This window comes from Fodinibius sp. (genome assembly GCF_034521915.1).
In the GTDB taxonomy this organism is placed as follows: Bacteria; Bacteroidota; Rhodothermia; order Balneolales; family Balneolaceae; genus Fodinibius.
Map to the genome: position 1 here is coordinate 558,961 of NZ_JAXHLU010000004.1, position 15,897 is coordinate 574,857.

The 15,897-nt window shown below is 40.7% G+C and carries 15 protein-coding genes and 1 tRNA gene; 12 read left to right on the forward strand and 4 right to left on the reverse strand.

Going from position 1 to position 15,897, the window contains the following annotated elements; genetic code table 11:
* Positions 1–4: 4 nt before the first annotated feature.
* Entirely contained in the window at positions 5–1,495 is a 1,491-nt protein-coding gene (locus tag U5J89_RS05150) for a lipopolysaccharide biosynthesis protein (protein ID WP_322574539.1), read from the reverse strand.
* A gap of 123 nt (positions 1,496–1,618) precedes the next feature.
* Here U5J89_RS05150 and U5J89_RS05155 point away from each other — a divergent pair, with 123 nt between their 5' ends.
* Positions 1,619–2,767, forward strand: coding sequence for a glycosyltransferase (locus U5J89_RS05155; protein ID WP_322574540.1), 1,149 nt, complete (start codon positions 1,619–1,621; stop codon positions 2,765–2,767).
* On the forward strand, positions 2,767–3,690 hold the full coding sequence (locus U5J89_RS05160; RefSeq protein WP_322574541.1) for a sulfotransferase: 924 nt from the start codon (positions 2,767–2,769) through the stop codon (positions 3,688–3,690). The genes U5J89_RS05155 and U5J89_RS05160 overlap by 1 nt, the downstream gene beginning before the upstream one ends.
* On the opposite strand, the gene U5J89_RS05165 is transcribed toward U5J89_RS05160, so the two are convergent.
* A complete protein-coding gene (locus tag U5J89_RS05165; RefSeq protein ID WP_322574542.1) occupies positions 3,687–4,598 on the reverse strand; it encodes a glycosyltransferase in 912 nt (303 codons plus the stop codon). The two genes, U5J89_RS05160 and U5J89_RS05165, sit on opposite strands and share 4 nt — an antisense overlap.
* Before the next feature lie 85 nt (positions 4,599–4,683).
* Here U5J89_RS05165 and U5J89_RS05170 point away from each other — a divergent pair, with 85 nt between their 5' ends.
* A complete protein-coding gene (locus U5J89_RS05170; protein ID WP_322574543.1) occupies positions 4,684–5,517 on the forward strand; it encodes a glycosyltransferase in 834 nt (277 codons plus the stop codon).
* A complete protein-coding gene (locus tag U5J89_RS05175) occupies positions 5,514–6,293 on the forward strand; it encodes a sulfotransferase family 2 domain-containing protein (protein ID WP_322574544.1) in 780 nt (259 codons plus the stop codon). The genes U5J89_RS05170 and U5J89_RS05175 overlap by 4 nt, the downstream gene beginning before the upstream one ends.
* Before the next feature lie 14 nt (positions 6,294–6,307).
* On the opposite strand, the gene U5J89_RS05180 is transcribed toward U5J89_RS05175, so the two are convergent.
* A complete protein-coding gene (locus U5J89_RS05180) occupies positions 6,308–8,806 on the reverse strand; it encodes a YfhO family protein (RefSeq protein WP_322574545.1) in 2,499 nt (832 codons plus the stop codon).
* Positions 8,807–8,908: 102 nt separating this feature from the next.
* Entirely contained in the window at positions 8,909–9,196 is a 288-nt protein-coding gene (gene gatC, locus U5J89_RS05185) for an Asp-tRNA(Asn)/Glu-tRNA(Gln) amidotransferase subunit GatC (protein ID WP_322574546.1), read from the reverse strand.
* Positions 9,197–9,598: 402 nt separating this feature from the next.
* Here gatC and U5J89_RS05190 point away from each other — a divergent pair, with 402 nt between their 5' ends.
* The 8 genes from U5J89_RS05190 to U5J89_RS05225 all read left to right on the forward strand — a co-directional run bounded on the left by U5J89_RS05190 (position 9,599) and on the right by U5J89_RS05225 (position 15,865).
* On the forward strand, positions 9,599–9,883 hold the full coding sequence (locus U5J89_RS05190) for an HPr family phosphocarrier protein (RefSeq protein WP_322574547.1): 285 nt from the start codon (positions 9,599–9,601) through the stop codon (positions 9,881–9,883).
* Positions 9,843–11,600 (forward strand): phosphoenolpyruvate--protein phosphotransferase, encoded by a 1,758-nt coding sequence (gene ptsP / locus U5J89_RS05195; protein WP_322574548.1) that lies wholly within the window; start codon positions 9,843–9,845, stop codon positions 11,598–11,600. The genes U5J89_RS05190 and ptsP overlap by 41 nt, the downstream gene beginning before the upstream one ends.
* A gap of 9 nt (positions 11,601–11,609) precedes the next feature.
* Positions 11,610–12,647: a bifunctional phosphoglucose/phosphomannose isomerase gene (locus tag U5J89_RS05200; RefSeq protein ID WP_322574549.1), complete on the forward strand. Its 1,038-nt coding sequence runs from the start codon at positions 11,610–11,612 to the stop codon at positions 12,645–12,647.
* 32 nt (positions 12,648–12,679) lie between these two features.
* Positions 12,680–13,474, forward strand: coding sequence for a biotin--[acetyl-CoA-carboxylase] ligase (locus U5J89_RS05205; RefSeq protein WP_322574550.1), 795 nt, complete (start codon positions 12,680–12,682; stop codon positions 13,472–13,474).
* Positions 13,446–14,795 carry a tRNA lysidine(34) synthetase TilS gene (gene tilS, locus U5J89_RS05210; RefSeq protein ID WP_322574551.1) on the forward strand — a complete coding sequence of 450 codons (1,350 nt, stop codon included), beginning with the start codon at positions 13,446–13,448 and terminating at the stop codon, positions 14,793–14,795. The genes U5J89_RS05205 and tilS overlap by 29 nt, the downstream gene beginning before the upstream one ends.
* A 12-nt stretch (positions 14,796–14,807) precedes the next feature.
* Positions 14,808–15,374, forward strand: a complete 567-nt coding sequence (gene hpt, locus U5J89_RS05215; RefSeq protein ID WP_322574552.1) for a hypoxanthine phosphoribosyltransferase — start codon at positions 14,808–14,810, stop codon at positions 15,372–15,374.
* 75 nt (positions 15,375–15,449) lie between these two features.
* A tRNA-Ser gene (locus tag U5J89_RS05220) sits at positions 15,450–15,539 on the forward strand.
* A gap of 86 nt (positions 15,540–15,625) precedes the next feature.
* The gene (locus U5J89_RS05225) at positions 15,626–15,865 is read left to right on the forward strand and encodes a GIY-YIG nuclease family protein (protein ID WP_322574553.1); all 240 of its coding nucleotides are present in this window, start codon (positions 15,626–15,628) and stop codon (positions 15,863–15,865) included.
* Positions 15,866–15,897 lie beyond the last annotated feature (32 nt).

Sequence of the window (15,897 nt, forward strand, 5' to 3'; positions counted from 1 at the left end):
AAAATTATCGCTTAAAGATGTTTGTGACATTGCGAATAGAATCAAAAACAAGCTGGTTGAATTGCTCAGAAATTTCTAGCCCGATAATTGGGACTAAGTATATTCCACAGATAATAATCGATCGTATCAAAATGTCGGCATAGGTGTTATAAAGGGTTGGGATTTGGAATATAATTCCTAAGGTTATTGCGCCTATTAGAATTACTGGAAAAATACGTTTTTCGAATGGCTGCATTGAGAATTTTATCCACACAAAAAACAATTTGAGTATATTATATATTGCAATTGCAGATGCTGTTCCTATTGCTGCTCCGAGGATGCCGTAGATAGGAATCAACCAATAATTTAGAAGTACTGTAATGACAATGAGAATTAATGTAGAGTAAAGATCGAAACGATAGTGTTTGGAATTAAGAATAATAGCCCCATTAACACCGCATGCCATATCAAATACATTTGCTGATGCAATTATAATTATCACCAATATCCCTCCAGTGTATTCGGATGGAAGTAGGTTCATAAGGTTATCTATATTTGCAATCACACCACAAAAAACGAGTCCCCCGGCGATAATAAGATTTAACGCTGACTGACGATAAACTTTATCAATTAAGTCGAAATTTTTGTTTTTAAAAGCGTCTGAAATAACCGGTGATGAAATTTGGAAGATAGATTTTCGGGGAATGGTAATAGCCGATCCTATATAGAAAGCGATGGCGTAAATTCCGGTATCACTTAATCCCGCTAATGAACTGAGCATGATAATATCAATATTGTTAACCAATATTGACGCGACTCCACCAAAGAATGCAAAGAGACTGTAATTGCCCATATTTTTGAGAAGAGATTTTCGAAGAAACTTGAAGTCTGGTTTTAGATTTACTTCGAACTTGCGGAGGGTGTAAACAAACAGCCACAGCATTATGAATCCGTAGGTAGATACAAAAGCAATCATAAACTGGTTGAAAGTAATCCATTCAAACAGGTAAAGGATGAGAATAAAGGCTGCCAGAAAACGTATTACTACGTTTATCAGAAACGAAGACATTACTGTATCATAAAGTGCGCGCACGTAGGATGAAAGGACGTGAAAAAAAAGGATGAAGGCGGCAAGAGGCAGAATTAACCAGTAGTATTCAACTAGCAAGGCTGAACGCTCAATGAAATACTGAGTGATATGTGGACGGAAGGCGTAGAGGATGATTATTAATAGAAGTAATCCTATAAATGGGACGACAAGGGCTAGGAAAAGAGAACCGTGGTGTTTGTTTTCCTTGTCCCGAAAGAAAGGGAAGTATCGTATAATTGTATTTTGGGTGCCCAGATTAGCCAGTTGCGTAGAAACCATAGCCAGTGAAAGCAGTACCCGAGTTAATCCATACTGCTCTGGTGACAGTATGTTAGGATACATCCAGATAGTAATGACAAATCCCAAAGCTACTCCCAAATACGATAAAATCGTATTTCGAATGCTCTGGCTGATAATAATTCCCAAGGCTGCTATGCTTTGTTTAAAAAGAGTGGGAAGTTAATAATATTCTCGATCAAAATAATTTCATTATAACGAAACAAAACATGTAATTTAAGCCCTTCAAATTTCGAATTCTAAATTTTGCAGATGCGATCTATTCATTTTGTACATTCGTTTTCTAAACTTTCTGAGACGTTTATTTATGATTATGTGACGAGTCTCCAGGATCAAGAGGTGGACGTTGAAGTTCTTACTTTTAACCGCCTGAACAGAGAGGAACGTCCCTTTGAGCCGGTAACGAAAATATCACTGTCGTGGTGGAATGTAACCCGAATTTGGAATATTATTCGCGATAATATTTTAGGTAGAGATACTGAAACTTCTGCCTGGCCGGCATATCGCAAACGGATTAAGGAGAAGGTGTTAGATGAAAAGCCGGATGTACTACATGCTCACTTTGGGCCGATGGGCGTGTTGCTGGCACCAGTAGCAAAAGAGTTTGATATACCGTTGATAGTTACGTTTTATGGTTACGACATTTCGGAAATTATTCGACGGGATTTTTGGAAGCAGGCCTACCAAGAGCTCGCTGATATTGCTTCGTATGTCACGGTTTTATCAGAGGAAATGAAAGAACGGGCGCTAGGCGTAGGATTCTCAAAAGATCAGATTAAAGTAGTTCATCTAGGAACTCGGATTGATAACATTCAATACCGACAACCTTCCTATCCTATTTCAAAATTGCTAAGTATTGGTCGTTTGGCAGAAAAGAAAGGTCATCTGGATACGTTGCAAGCTTTTAAATTGGTGTTGGATCGCAGTGACCGAGCGCTGCAGCTTAATATTATTGGGGATGGGGATTTGCGACCAGAGTTAGAGGAGTATATTCAGCGCAATAATTTACAGAATCACGTTCAATTATTGGGACGACTTCCGCATTCCCAAGTTGTAGAACAGTTGAAAAACGCCGATACTTTTGTGTTGAACAGTAAGACGGCATCCAGCGGAGACAAAGAGGGCACACCTACAGTACTTGTAGAAGCCCAGGCGGCTGGACTGCCGTGTATTAGCACTTTTCATTCGGGTATACCCGAGATAATTCCCGAAGAAAACCACCGATTTTTGGCAGAAGAGGCTAATGTACAACAGATTATTTCCAATATGATTGATCTGTTGAATGCTTCGGAAAAGGAAGTTATAGAAGTCAGTAAACGGGGACGCAAGCGAGTTGAGGAAGCGTTCGATGTGGTTGGAGAAGCCTCAAAATTTAAACTTTTATATGAAGAATTGATTTAATGGTATTTATACTCGGTATAGAGCGTTCAGCAACAACTTGGGTCTCAAATCTTTTGGAAGCTCATCCAGATACTCGTGTATATGTTGAACCAATGTCTGAAATTACGGCACGATTTAAAAAATGGCCGGATCGTTTTGAGTATATTGCAGATTTTGAGGAAAAGGCAAGATATTTTCAGCATGAGTTAGAGCATATAAAAAAGCACAAAACTTGGTTTTTAACTAAGTATCTAAATAATGGACTTGCTTGGCAGTTTGATTTATGGTTTTCTAATTTCCTGGTTCGGAAAGAATTAGCAAGTGAGGCGGCAAGGGATTTTTCAGAAATTAATTTTCATCGCAAAGCACAGCCTTATGTGAAAAAGAGCAAGAAGCCAAAAATTGATGTAATTAAAGAGTTACGCCTGAATTTTAATCCGGGAATTATTGCCAATATAGATAATAATGCTCAAGTCTTAGTTGTCATTCGAAATGTTTTTGCAAATATCGAATCAATATTAGAAAATATGGAACGGGGTAATTTGGCTGAATTAAATCGATTGCTCTTAGAGTATTATGGAGCAATTAATGTCGAAGTTATTTATAAATATTGGAGAGATAGTTACAATAGTCTTCTGAAAGGGCTTGAGGGTAGTAAAATCACATATCAAATAGTATATCATACATCTTTAATTCAGAATCCTAAGCGTGAAATTAATAAACTGGGTAATTTCATCGGAGTTGATGATACAGATAGTATTATAAATTATTTATATCAGTCAAATAAGAAGGGTAGTGGAATTCATAATACAAATAGAAGTCACGCTGTACTTCAGAAACGTAACCTAAATGCACGAAAAAAGATTTGGCCAAAAATCAGGGATATTATTGATATTGAAGAATTGCATCCTGAGTTGAAAAATATCGTTGAGCTATCAAACTAGTTTTCAAAATATCCTTCCCAGATCCATTTTCTAAATCGAAACAGCATGATGGCTTTTGATGGCTGCAGTATGGCAAGATATCCCAATGCCAAAGGAAATGAGCCGAGCAGTTTAGCTGTTTCCAAAATCCAGTTTTGAAGTTTTTGTAAGGTTGAAGCCTCTTTGAGCTGTAACTTCATACTTTGTCCCAGCCCGAGGGCTTGTTTGTGGATATATTCTTTTGTCAATCGATCTGCATCCACGCGATGATATAAAAGGGCATTAGGCACGTAATAAATATCGCTGTAATTTTCTCGAATTCGTCGAAATAGTTCCTTTTCTTCCCCGGCATTCAGCGATTTTCCCTTACGTCCCAAGTCCGGATCAAACAACCCAACTTCATCAAAAATAGATTTTTTGAATCCCATATTTCCGCCGAACGGATATTTATTTTTGGGATATTTTTTAAGAGAATTGCCGAGATCGTGATGCCCCAGTAGTGGAAGTAGAAAGTGCGACATCCACGGTGGACGCGGATCATCAAACTGCACGTGTATTTTTCCTCCGGCGGCGATGGCATTGGGATGTTGTTCATAAAACGAAATCCAGGCTGGAATCAGCGATTCGCTGGCTCGGATGTCATCATCCAGAAAAACGATATATGGACTTTTTGCTTCTTTAATTCCCCGATTTCGGGCATGCGAAAGTCCCTGTGAGGTTTCTTTGATATAACGCAGGGGTTTGCCATCTTTATTGGTCGATTTTTGATATTCTTTTACTACCTCAGGCGTTTCGTCATCCGAGTTGTTGTCGATTACCAATAATTCAAAATCGGGACTGTTTTGATTCTTTAACAGTGAATACAAGGTATCATCCAGGTAGTGGGCCCGGTTGTACGAGCAGATGATAAATGTAATGACCGGTTGCATGGCGATTACGGTAAACGTTGTTTGTTAATCGGCTGAAAATATATGTTTTTAGCAGAAGAATGCGAATTATAGATCCTAATTTTTAATGGCTAAAGCGGACTCAAAGCCACTTGTTTCGGCTATTATTACGACCCACAATCGGGCCGACCTGCTTCCCCGTGCATTGGATTCGGTTATTGTACAGTCTTATGACAATGTGGAAATTATTGTTGTTGATGATGGATCAACGGATAATACTCCAGAGATTATGGAGAAATACCGTGAGCAGGTGCCGGTAAAATATATCCGATTGGATAAATCGCTTGGAGCACCCCGGGCACGGAACAGGGGAATTGAGGCCTCAAGCGGAGAATTTGTAGCAGGTTTGGACGACGATGATAAATGGCATAAAAATCGCATTCAAGGATTGATGGCTGTTTATGATGATTGCTTTGCTGCGGTAACGTCGGATACTGTGATGGTGCACAGTGAGGGACAAGCAAGGTGGAGAAAGAAAAAGATTATCGATCTGGATACTCTTCTTTATACCAATCAAGTGGGCAACCAAGTGCTCGTACGGCGCGATCGTGTGCTGGATGTCGGAGGATTTGATCCTGACTTAAAGGCGGCTCAAGACTATGATCTTTGGATTCGACTTTGTGAAAAATATGGCCCAATTCGTAACGTCCAAAAACCGTTACAAACTATTTACATGGATCATGAAGAGGGACGGATTACAAGCTCCTCGTTCCAAGGATACCTTCAGTTTTATAACAAGCACAAGGAGAAATTTGACCGATCACAGCGTAAATACCAGCTATATAAAATCCGAAGGGCACAACAGAAACCTTTAGCTTTTGGTGAATTTGGGTCATGTGTCCCGGCATTTCGGTATTGGAGTGAAATGAAAAATGAAGTCATCAAGAAACTATGGGAATGATTATTAGAAAACGAATATCAGCACTTTTTAACGAAGTCCGACTATTGGTCTGGTTTGGGTTCCGGAAAATTGGTTTCCCGGGGTATCAAATTCATATTATAGAACTACAGGATGAACCGTTGATTTATATTCCCATCCCGAAAAATGCATGTTCAACAATTAAGCACGCCCTGTACGAAATTGAGTACAGGAAAGAGTTTGATTACGATTGGGCTGATGAGTGGGGATATCGGGATATTCATGATTATTACGAAAAGCGTTCCCGTGCTTTTACGGGGATAAATACGTTAATGCAAAAAGATAACGTTTTTACAGTGATTAGAGAGCCATTAAAACGATTAATTTCCTGTTATCGAAACAGAGTCGTGGATCTCGGGGACTTGGAAAAAAGTAAGTCGATCCTGCATCAAAGGGGCTTGCCACTTGAGCCCGACCTGAATACTTTTGTGTTGCGATTGGAGGAATATCGCTCGGCAAATAAGATCATTGAACATCATTCGCGTGCTCAGCACGAGTTTTTGAACGGTAGTTTGGCATATGTAGATGAGATTTATCCAATCGATAAGATGGATGAGCTGAAAAGAATGCTGAAGGGATACAAGGCTGATCTGCAAATGAGAGCAGAAAAGTCAGGAGGCACCTCTTTTAGCTTAGCAGATTTATCAGAAAGCGCATTAGAAAAAGCGATCCGGTTTTACCGGAAAGACTATGATTTATTATCTGACTTTTACAGTCCGGCCCAAATACGTGAGGCTTATTCCCAATCGACTTCGTGATAAGTGTCTGATCGTTATTCTTCTTTGTCAGCTTGTTTAAACCAGCCCACCTGGCGTGCTATGAGTCCCAAGCCTGTAATCCAAAGTATAATATGTCCCGCCCAGGCAATTCGGCTACCCCATATTTCGGATGTTGGTTCAAAAGTTAATCGAACAGTATGGTTACCGGCCGGAACCTGTAAGCCACGCAGTACAAAATTGGTTTTGTAAATCTCTGTAGGTTCACCGTCGATTGTTGCCTGCCATCCGGCGGGATAGTAGATTTCACTAAGTACTAAAAACTGATCTTTTTCGGATGACGTGCTGAGAATAATTTCGTTGGGTTTATAATTTTTTATAGTCACCTGAGCGGTAGTATCTACGGATGAAATAACTGCGTCATCAGTTTCTACAATAGCCGTTGTAGAAGGGTCAAAATTAGCTGAAGGTTTCATTCGGTTAACAGCTTGTTGAGGAGAGTCAACGGTGGAAACAGAATCCACAAAAAAGGCTTTGGGCAGTACGTCATCGTTACGGTAAACCCGTTGGTTGTTTTGGCTGAACACTTCTGTATATCCACTAAAAGGAATTTGCTGCTGAATAGTGAGATACTTTGTATTCAGCATATCCAATACAGCGTGATTAAAACCGGTTTGGCTATCCATCAATAAATGATCAATTAAATCCTGATAATGGGCCAGCTTTGCCCCGGAATATCCGCCAATTGTGGGATAAAAATAGGAGGGAATGGCGTTGTTAAATGGGTTGCGATTCAAGGCAAAAGTGCGATAGGGATAACCATTTCCTGAATCAATATTTTGCATAACAAACTTGTCGGCGGGTGTTTGCTGCCGTTGGATCATCTGCTCGGCTTCAAGGGTATCCGATGCCATTTGATCTTCATTAACGTAGCGGCTGTCAACGCTGAGCATATCGTAAGCAGTAAGAACCAGCAAGCCAATGAGCAGATATCCTTTGCTAACTTTTCGTTTTACGAAGCCAACAATAAGTCCACCGGCAAGTAAGGCTAAAATAAGATAACGGGTAGAATCGCTGCTGGCCATCTCTTTACGATCGGGTTTTAATCGCGTGTTAATAAAGTTTTGCACCCGCTGCTGTACCTGTGGATTATCGGGTGATACGTTGTTTTGCTGTGCTACTTGTTGGGCATATTGCTGGAATTCGCCCGGTTTTTCAAAAGAAAGCAAGGCATTGCTGCCGAAGGCGAAAATCACGCCCAGTCCGATAGCGATACCCAGCGGTGTATATAATTCTTTGATGGATTTCTGTTTATCCTTGGCGATATCAAAAAGAGCTTCAATGCCATAAACGGCTAAAACCGCAAAGCAGAAAACGGTTGCAATGAGCCAGGTTTCGGGGACACGGAATTTATCGAAATAGGGGATATAGTTGAATGCAAATTCATTAAATGCCGGCAGGTTATGGCCCAGCGAAAACAGGAGGGTCAGTGAGCCTACGCCAAAGAAAAGGTATTTTATTTTTTTGCGATAGGTGAATAGCCCAATTAAGGCTAAAATAAAGGCGATAGCTCCAAAATAGTGCGGACCGCTGGTAAATGCTTTAGGTCCCCAGTAGGCTTCGCTGGATGATCCGCCATAGAGTCCCGGGATTATGAGTGTTAACAATTCGCCAACACCCTGCGACCAGCTAAAGGCGTATTCGAGTGTTAGTCCACCACTTCCACCACCTGATTCCAGCGTAGATCCGGCCCGAGTACTATATTGCGAATATTCATAGAGACGCCAGTACAAATCAATGCTACAGAGAATTCCGAGAACACCTGCTCCAAAAGCGATGCCAGTGCGTTGTGCCCAATCCCAAAGTTGATCTTTTTTATATGCCAGCCAGCTGTCGTATATCCACCAAAAGCCCAGCAGGTATAAAAAGTAGTAGGTTATCTGGGGATGGTTGGCCCGTAGCTGTAGCGTAACCGCCAGAGCAAAAGTAAAAAAGGCTAATAATTTTTTCTGAGATCGGGAAATTAGATAATAGCCCACAAACATCCAGGGGACAAACGCAAAGGCCATGAACTTGGCATAATGACCTGCTTCAATTACGATAGGAAGATAAGTTGTAAATCCAATGAGAATAGCCCCCATAGTTGCCGAAAACGGGCGAACTTTCTGGACGACAAAAAAGACATAGGCGCCGCTTAATAATATCCAGAAGAACGCCAGGGGATGGGTTTTGCCTCCCATCCATTTGAAGAAAGAATCAATGCTAGGCGGTGGATGAGGGTTATGAATGACGGTTGACGGCATTCCCGAAAACATATTAGATGCCCAGAGCGGGTGCTCACCGTAGGTGTCGATATGTTCTATTACGGATTCTGCACCGGCCCGCCATTGCAGAACATCATTACCCATAAATTGCTTGCCGCCAAAAAATATAGCTGAGTACAGCAATAGTGGAAGCACAAAAAGCACAGCCAGTGAAATCCAATGTTTCTTGTTGGCTGACAGCTTTGAAATAAAATCTTCCTTTAAAGAATGGGTGTGCTCTTTTTTACTCAAAGTAGAGGAGGTTTATGTAGAATAAAAATGTGTTTCGGAACTGTAAGTAATATCCATCATACGAGAAACCAGCCTGTTGATGGAGTTTCTGAGATGGTGTTCTTATTCAATTACACGCGGTACACGGAAGTAATCGGTGTCGGCATCAGGGGCATTTTTAAGAGCATCTTCGTGAGAAAGTGGTTCTTTTGCTTTGTCATCACGCAGGCGATATTCCAAATCGATGACGTGCTCAAGTGGTTCTATATCAGATGTGTCAAGCTCTTCGAGGGTTGTCATATAGTCGAGGATTTGATTCATATCGTTAACCAGCGACTTCGTTTCCTCTTCACTCAATTGTAATCGAGCCAGATCAGCAACGTAGTTTACGTCTTTTTTTGTTACAGACATGTTGTTTAAAATGTATTGATTTAAAAATTTAAGACTTAAATTAAGAAAAGAATTCTACAGTTAATAGTAGAAGAGTGTAACAGTGAGCTTAATCAGTGTGTCAGTAAACAATCTATTATTTTCAGTAGTAGAAATAAGAAGTAAACATTAAAAGGTTGAAGGGAAAATTAAGTGTAAAGTTTTGAGGTTGAAAATTGGAAAATTTGAAGGTCAAAAAGTTTGAAATGAACCTTCTGAAAATTAATGCTTGACACGAGCAATAGAAATTGGCAGCCTCTGATAACTGATAACTGATAACTGATAACTGATAACTGATAACTGATAACTGATAACTGATAACTGATAACTGTGGATAGTTACTTTAATAATTGTCATTTTAAGATTTAAATGAAATGATAGAGGATGATAAAAAAGAAAGTTACGATTGTTAATGATGCCGGTTTGCATGCTCGACCTGCAGCCGCATTGGTAAAATTAGCATCAAAATTTGAATCAGATTTTTACATTCATTTATATGGATATAAAGTGAATGGAAAGAGTATTCTTGGGGTGATGACGCTTGCAGCTGAAAAAGGAGCCGAGCTTGAGTTAGAACTCGACGGACCCGATGAGGAAGAGGCTACGGAAGCTATTACCGAGCTGATTGATGATGGATTTGGTGAAGTTTATGAGGATGGAGATGAATGATCAGGTGGATAATAAAGAAATTTATATTTCTGGGGCTCCTGCCTGTCCTGGTATTGTGATTGGTAATACCAGTCTTTACCAGCGTGTACGCCCGCATATCTCGGATACCCAGATCGCCGATGATGAAGTTGAAGACCACATCCATAAATTTTATGAGGCTCTTGATATAGCTGAGGAGGAACTCAGGGCATTGTCAGATAATACTGATCTGAAAGCTTCAACTGATCTCATTCAAATGCAGATTGCCATTTTAAAAGATCCGGAGCTGCACGATCGGGTGGAACAAGAAATTTCTGCAAATAATAAGCCTGTTGATTCGGCGGTAGAAAGTATTTTTCGAAATTATCTACAGGTAATTCGCCGAAATCATAGAGATGAATTTCAAAATAAGTCAGTTGATATTTCTGATATTCGCGACCGTTTGTTGCAGATTATACATGACAAGAGGGATGATATTGAAGAGGGTACGATTTTAGTGGCCCGGGAGTTGAGTCCGCGAGAAATAATCTCATTTTCCAATCGCGATATCAAAGGATTAATTACTGATCGGGGCGGAGCCACATCGCATGCAGCAATTATTGCAAGGTCGATGAATATTCCTACCGTGGTGGGGGCTAAAAAAGCGACTGAGGTTATCAACTCCGGTGATGAAGTTGTACTCGATGGACGCAATGGAGAAGTGGTTGTTTATCCCAAAAACGAAACGCGGAAAAAGTATGAAAGCTTGATTGCTCAGCAGAGTAAAAAGAAGGCTGATTTTGAATCATTATGCCAAAAGCCGAATAAAACATCTGATGGAACTCCATTTACTTTACAAGCTAATATTGAGTTTGCTGAGGAGCTGAGTATTGCCAATAAATATCAGGCAGAGGGTGTAGGACTGTTACGGACAGAATCTATATATCTTAGTAGTAAAGATTTTCAGAATATTGACCATCAGGTTGCTTTTTATGCATCCATTCTTGAACTGACTGCTCCACATCAGGTTACTATACGTTTATTTGATGTGGGGGGTGATAAGTTTTTTGGAGACGAGGAAAAAGAACAGAATCCCTTTCTGGGTTGGCGGGGAATCAGAATGTTATTGGAGCAGCCAAAACTGTTAAAAAATCAGCTGCGTGCTATTTATAAAACATCGGGTGACTTTATTGGGCGAATTCGAATATTAGTCCCGATGATTTCAACGATTAATGAAATCCGCAAGCTTAAAAATATTATTGGTGAGGTAAAGAAGGAGTTACTGAGTGAGGGGGTTGATATTGATAAAGAAATCCCGCTGGGATTGATGGTAGAGGTTCCGAGTGTAGCTTTGAAGGCTGATCTTTTTGCCCGTCATGCAGATTTCTTGAGTATTGGTACTAATGATCTTACTCAATACACTTTGGCGGTTGATCGCGGGAACGAACGAATATCAAATTTGTACGATCAGCGACATCCGGCTATCTGGCAGTTAATCAATGGAGTGGCCGAAGCAGGGAAACGGAATGAGGCGCCGGTAAGTGTATGTGGAGAGCTTGCCTCGGATCCTATTTCGGCGTGCTGTTTGATGGGCCTCGGTATTGATACGTTGAGCATGAATGCAGTGGTACTGCCATCAGTAAAACAGCTATTGAGGGAGAATTCATACGCTGATATGCAACAGTTGGCCGGAAAAGTATTGCAAGCAGAAACGTTGGATGATATTAATAATATATTTTCGAATTGGGAGACAAAATAATAAAAACATATGAATCTGGAGGACATTAAATCGATCGACAGTCAAAATATGTGGGATATTTTAACCACCTTCCCCGAGCAGTGGAAAGAAGCTGTGGAGAGTACAAAGAATATTGATTTAAATATTGATAAAGAACGTATATCCAACATATGTTTTGCTGGGATGGGTGGGTCGGCTATTGGACCGGATCTTATAAAAGGTTTTTGCTACCACCAAAGTCCCTATCCCATTAAGGTAGTTCGCCATTATGAAATTCCTGAGTGGGTTAATGAAAATACCCTGTTCATAGCATGCAGTTTTTCTGGTACTACCGAAGAAACCCTTACGGCTTTAGCAACCGCTCGTGAACGCGGAGCTCAAATAATTGCCGTAACGGCCGGGGGTAAACTGATGGTGCAGGCAACGAAAGAAGAGTTTGACTACATAAAAATACCTGGTGGAATGCCGCCACGAGCTGCTTTGGGATATAGCTTTGTCCCCTTGTACCGTATTTTCCAGTATTTGGGCATAGTCGATGAGCGAGATGGAGCGTTAAAAGATACGGCCCGTTTTTTGTTTGAACAGAACGAGGTGCTATCTAATCATGATGACAATGAAGCCCTTAATCTGGCGGAAGAAATTATCGATAGTCTCCCCATCATTTATTCTGATGCAACTATGATGCAACCGGTAAACTTGAGATGGCAAAACCAGTTTGCCGAAAATGCTAAAACGCTTTCTTTTGGTAATAGCCTTCCCGAAATGACTCACAATAAAATTGTGGGATGGGAGCGTATTGCCCATTTAACGGGTCGATTGTCGGTTATCTTATTGATTGATAGAGAAGATAATCCCCGCGTACAGCGACGCATGGAGATTGTAGAGGAGTTGATAGAAGATCAAACTTCCTCGTTGCATATCTTGGAAACAAGAGGGCAAACACGCCTTACTCGTATGTTCTCACTCATCCAACTGGCTGACTGGACAAGCTTTTATCTGGCAATATTGAGTAATGTAGATCCTACTCCCATTGCTAAAATAGATTTGTTAAAAAGTAAGTTGGCCTAAGTGTAATATTTAACCATTAATATTTCAGAACGTTGAGCTCAACATTTGATCAGTCAATTTTTTTACAACAACTGGATACCCAATGGCTGGGGCACAGTATTCGTTATTTTGAGGAGTTAGAGTCAACAAATACCTATCTAAAGAAACTGTCATCCGAGGAGATAGAGCATGGTTTGTTTTGTTTGACAGATCATCAGACGCGTGGGCGGGGGCAGTATGAGCGGAAATGGGAAACTGAAAAGGGACAAAATCTGACGTTCTCGATTGCATTCACTCCTGCTGATAGAGGGCGTTTCCACGTGCTGACGTTAGCATGCGCACTGGCAATCGTTGAAAAGCTGAATGAGTTTGTAGGTTCATCATGTGCGGCTATAAAATGGCCTAATGATATTATCCTGAACGATAAAAAAACAGGCGGTATTCTAACAGAGGCGGTCTTTAGCGGGAATACATTTGATCGGTTAATTATTGGGATTGGCCTGAATATTAATCAGCAAGAGTTTTCTAATGAGTTAGAAGAAATTGCTACCTCCGTTTCGCTGGAAAAGGGAGAAGGAATAAATCGCGAACAATTTTTGGCCGACCTGCTAAACCGCATTGAGTACAAATATATATTGTGGGAGCAGCAACAATCATCGTTAATAAAGACGATAAACCGTAATATTATTGGATACGGACAATGGGTTGGCCTTAAAATTGATGATGAGATGCAAGATGAATTATATAAGTTATTAGGTATTGATGAGAACGGTGCATTACTGATGTTGAACAGAGATGGCGGAATAGATTCATTTTCTTATGAGCAGATCCAACTTGTCACCAATTGAGCAGGCTGTTAAAGATTCGATTAATTCCGAATTTGATGGTTCGGTGCCTTTCTTCATTATTGCCGTAAGTGGCGGTGTGGATTCAATGAGTTTACTCCATAGTTTGTATAAGCTTAATATTTCGGGAATTGCTGCGCATGTGAATTATCAGAAAAGAGGAGAAGCATCCGATAAAGATGCTGAACTTGTAGCTGAGAAAGCAGAGGAATGGGGATTTCAATTCGAGCTAAAAGAAGTTAATCCCGAAGAAGCACGGGTGAAAAACTTTCAGCAGTGGGCTCGTAATGTGCGGTATAGCTTTTTCAGGGATCTTGTTACGAAGCATGAAGCTGATGGAATTGCTTTGGCCCATCACCGAGACGATCAAGTAGAAACGATATTGCAAAAACTTTTCCGGGGTGCAGGTATGGCGAGCTGGAGCAGTATGGATGTGTGGGATGGAGAGCTTTTTCGTCCGTTTTTAACGGTATCCCGCCGACAAATTGAAAACTATGCTGAACAAAAAGGAATCCCATTTCGGACTGACGAGTCTAATTTAGAAAATAACTTTGCCCGGAATTTTTTGCGGAATCAATGGACGGAAAAACTGGCAGAATTTTTCCCGGGATGGAAAGAGAATATCCTCAGGGTAGGAGAAGAGTCTCAAAATTATGAAGACGCACTGGAATGGATTGCTGATCGCATTTCGGATCGTAATGGCATTAAAAAGCAGCTTTTTGATGAATTAGAACCGGGGTTACAGCGGGCGTTGGTATTGCACCTGATCAAGATCAAAGAGCCTGATATTCAAATTTCGCAACAGAATCTGCATCGCGTTAGCGAACTTGAAAAGTTACAGACGGGGAAAAGAATTGGTATTACATCAGAATTTTCGATTGTTCGGGATCGTGAGCATTATAAAATCACTCGTAGTACGAAAAACGCATTTAGCCCTCGAATACTTACACGCAGCAGCTTGGAGAATTCTGAAGTTGAAGTTGGAAATCACGTATTAACAGTAGAACAATTTACCGATCCCAATTTGGGCAACGCTCTTTTTATGGATGCCGATAAAATATCCTGGCCTATCACTCTGCGCCGATGGGAAGAAGGTGACCGGCTGCAGCCATTGGGAATGCAGGGACACCAAACCGTTGCCGAGCACCTGACGAATCGAAAGGTAAGTGCTGTTAATAAGGAAAAAGTGCTTGTTATAGAATCTTTTGAAGAAACGATCTGTGCTCTTATCTTTCCGCCAATTAAAAATCAGTTATCCCGGGGTACTATTTCGGAATTGGTTAAGTGCGATTCCGAGACGAAATGGTACCTGAGAACTAAGTAATTACTCCAATACATGTCATTATACACTCCCGAAACTGTTAGCTGTAACGGCGAAACATTCAGTATATATCTTACTCAAAAAGAGCTTGATGAACGCATAGCCGAATTGGGTGATGAGCTGTCATTAAAGTACGAGGGCAAAGATCCCATTTTTATTGGTGTGCTTAATGGTGCGTATATTTTTCTTTCGGATTTGATGCGCCAGGTCGATATTCCCTGCGAGGTCGACTTTTTGAAGCTAAGCAGCTACGGGGATGAAAAAGTGTCGTCGGGAGAAGTGACTGATCTTAAAGATATTGATGCTGACATCGAAGGCCGACATGTAATTTTGGTGGAAGATATTGTGGATACCGGTCTTTCGATGAATTACTTGGTTGATAAACTGCAGAAGAAAAATCCCGAATCTATTGCTACTGTAACGCTTTTGCACAAGACAGAGGCGACGCACCACGATGTCCAACTCGATTATGTGGGATTTGAAATTCCCACACTTTTTGTGTTGGGATATGGCTTGGATTATGCTCAAGAGGGACGAAATTTAGCACAAATTTACATCCTTGATAGTGATCCGGAAGAATAACCATATTTCACAAAAGAAATATAAGTTAACCATTGATAAAATTTGCTGAGGCGCTTATATTTGCGACTCTTTATTGGAGAGGTGGCTGAGTGGTCGAAAGCGCTCCCCTGCTAAGGGAGTATACCCCTATAAGGGGTATCGAGGGTTCGAATCCCTCCCTCTCCGCTCAACTACGCGCAAGGCTTCGTTGAGCAGGCTCGGAAAAGCTTGCTCGGCGAAGCTTTTTTGTTTTTAAATAAGGGAGATCAGTTATGTGGTATGTATATATATTAAGTAGTAAACAAAAAGATTGGCAATACATTGGCTATTCGGGGAAATTGAAAGAGCGTTTAAAAGATCATAATGAAGGGAATGTACAATCAACGAAACACTATGCTCCGTTTGAATTGGAAGCTTTTGTAGCAGTTAAAACAGAGAAGAAAGCTCAAGAGTTAGAAAGATATTTTAAGACTGGATCTGGCCGTGCCGTATTAAATAAGCGAATTTTATAGTCGACGGAGCCTTGGCGAAGTCGACCTCTCTG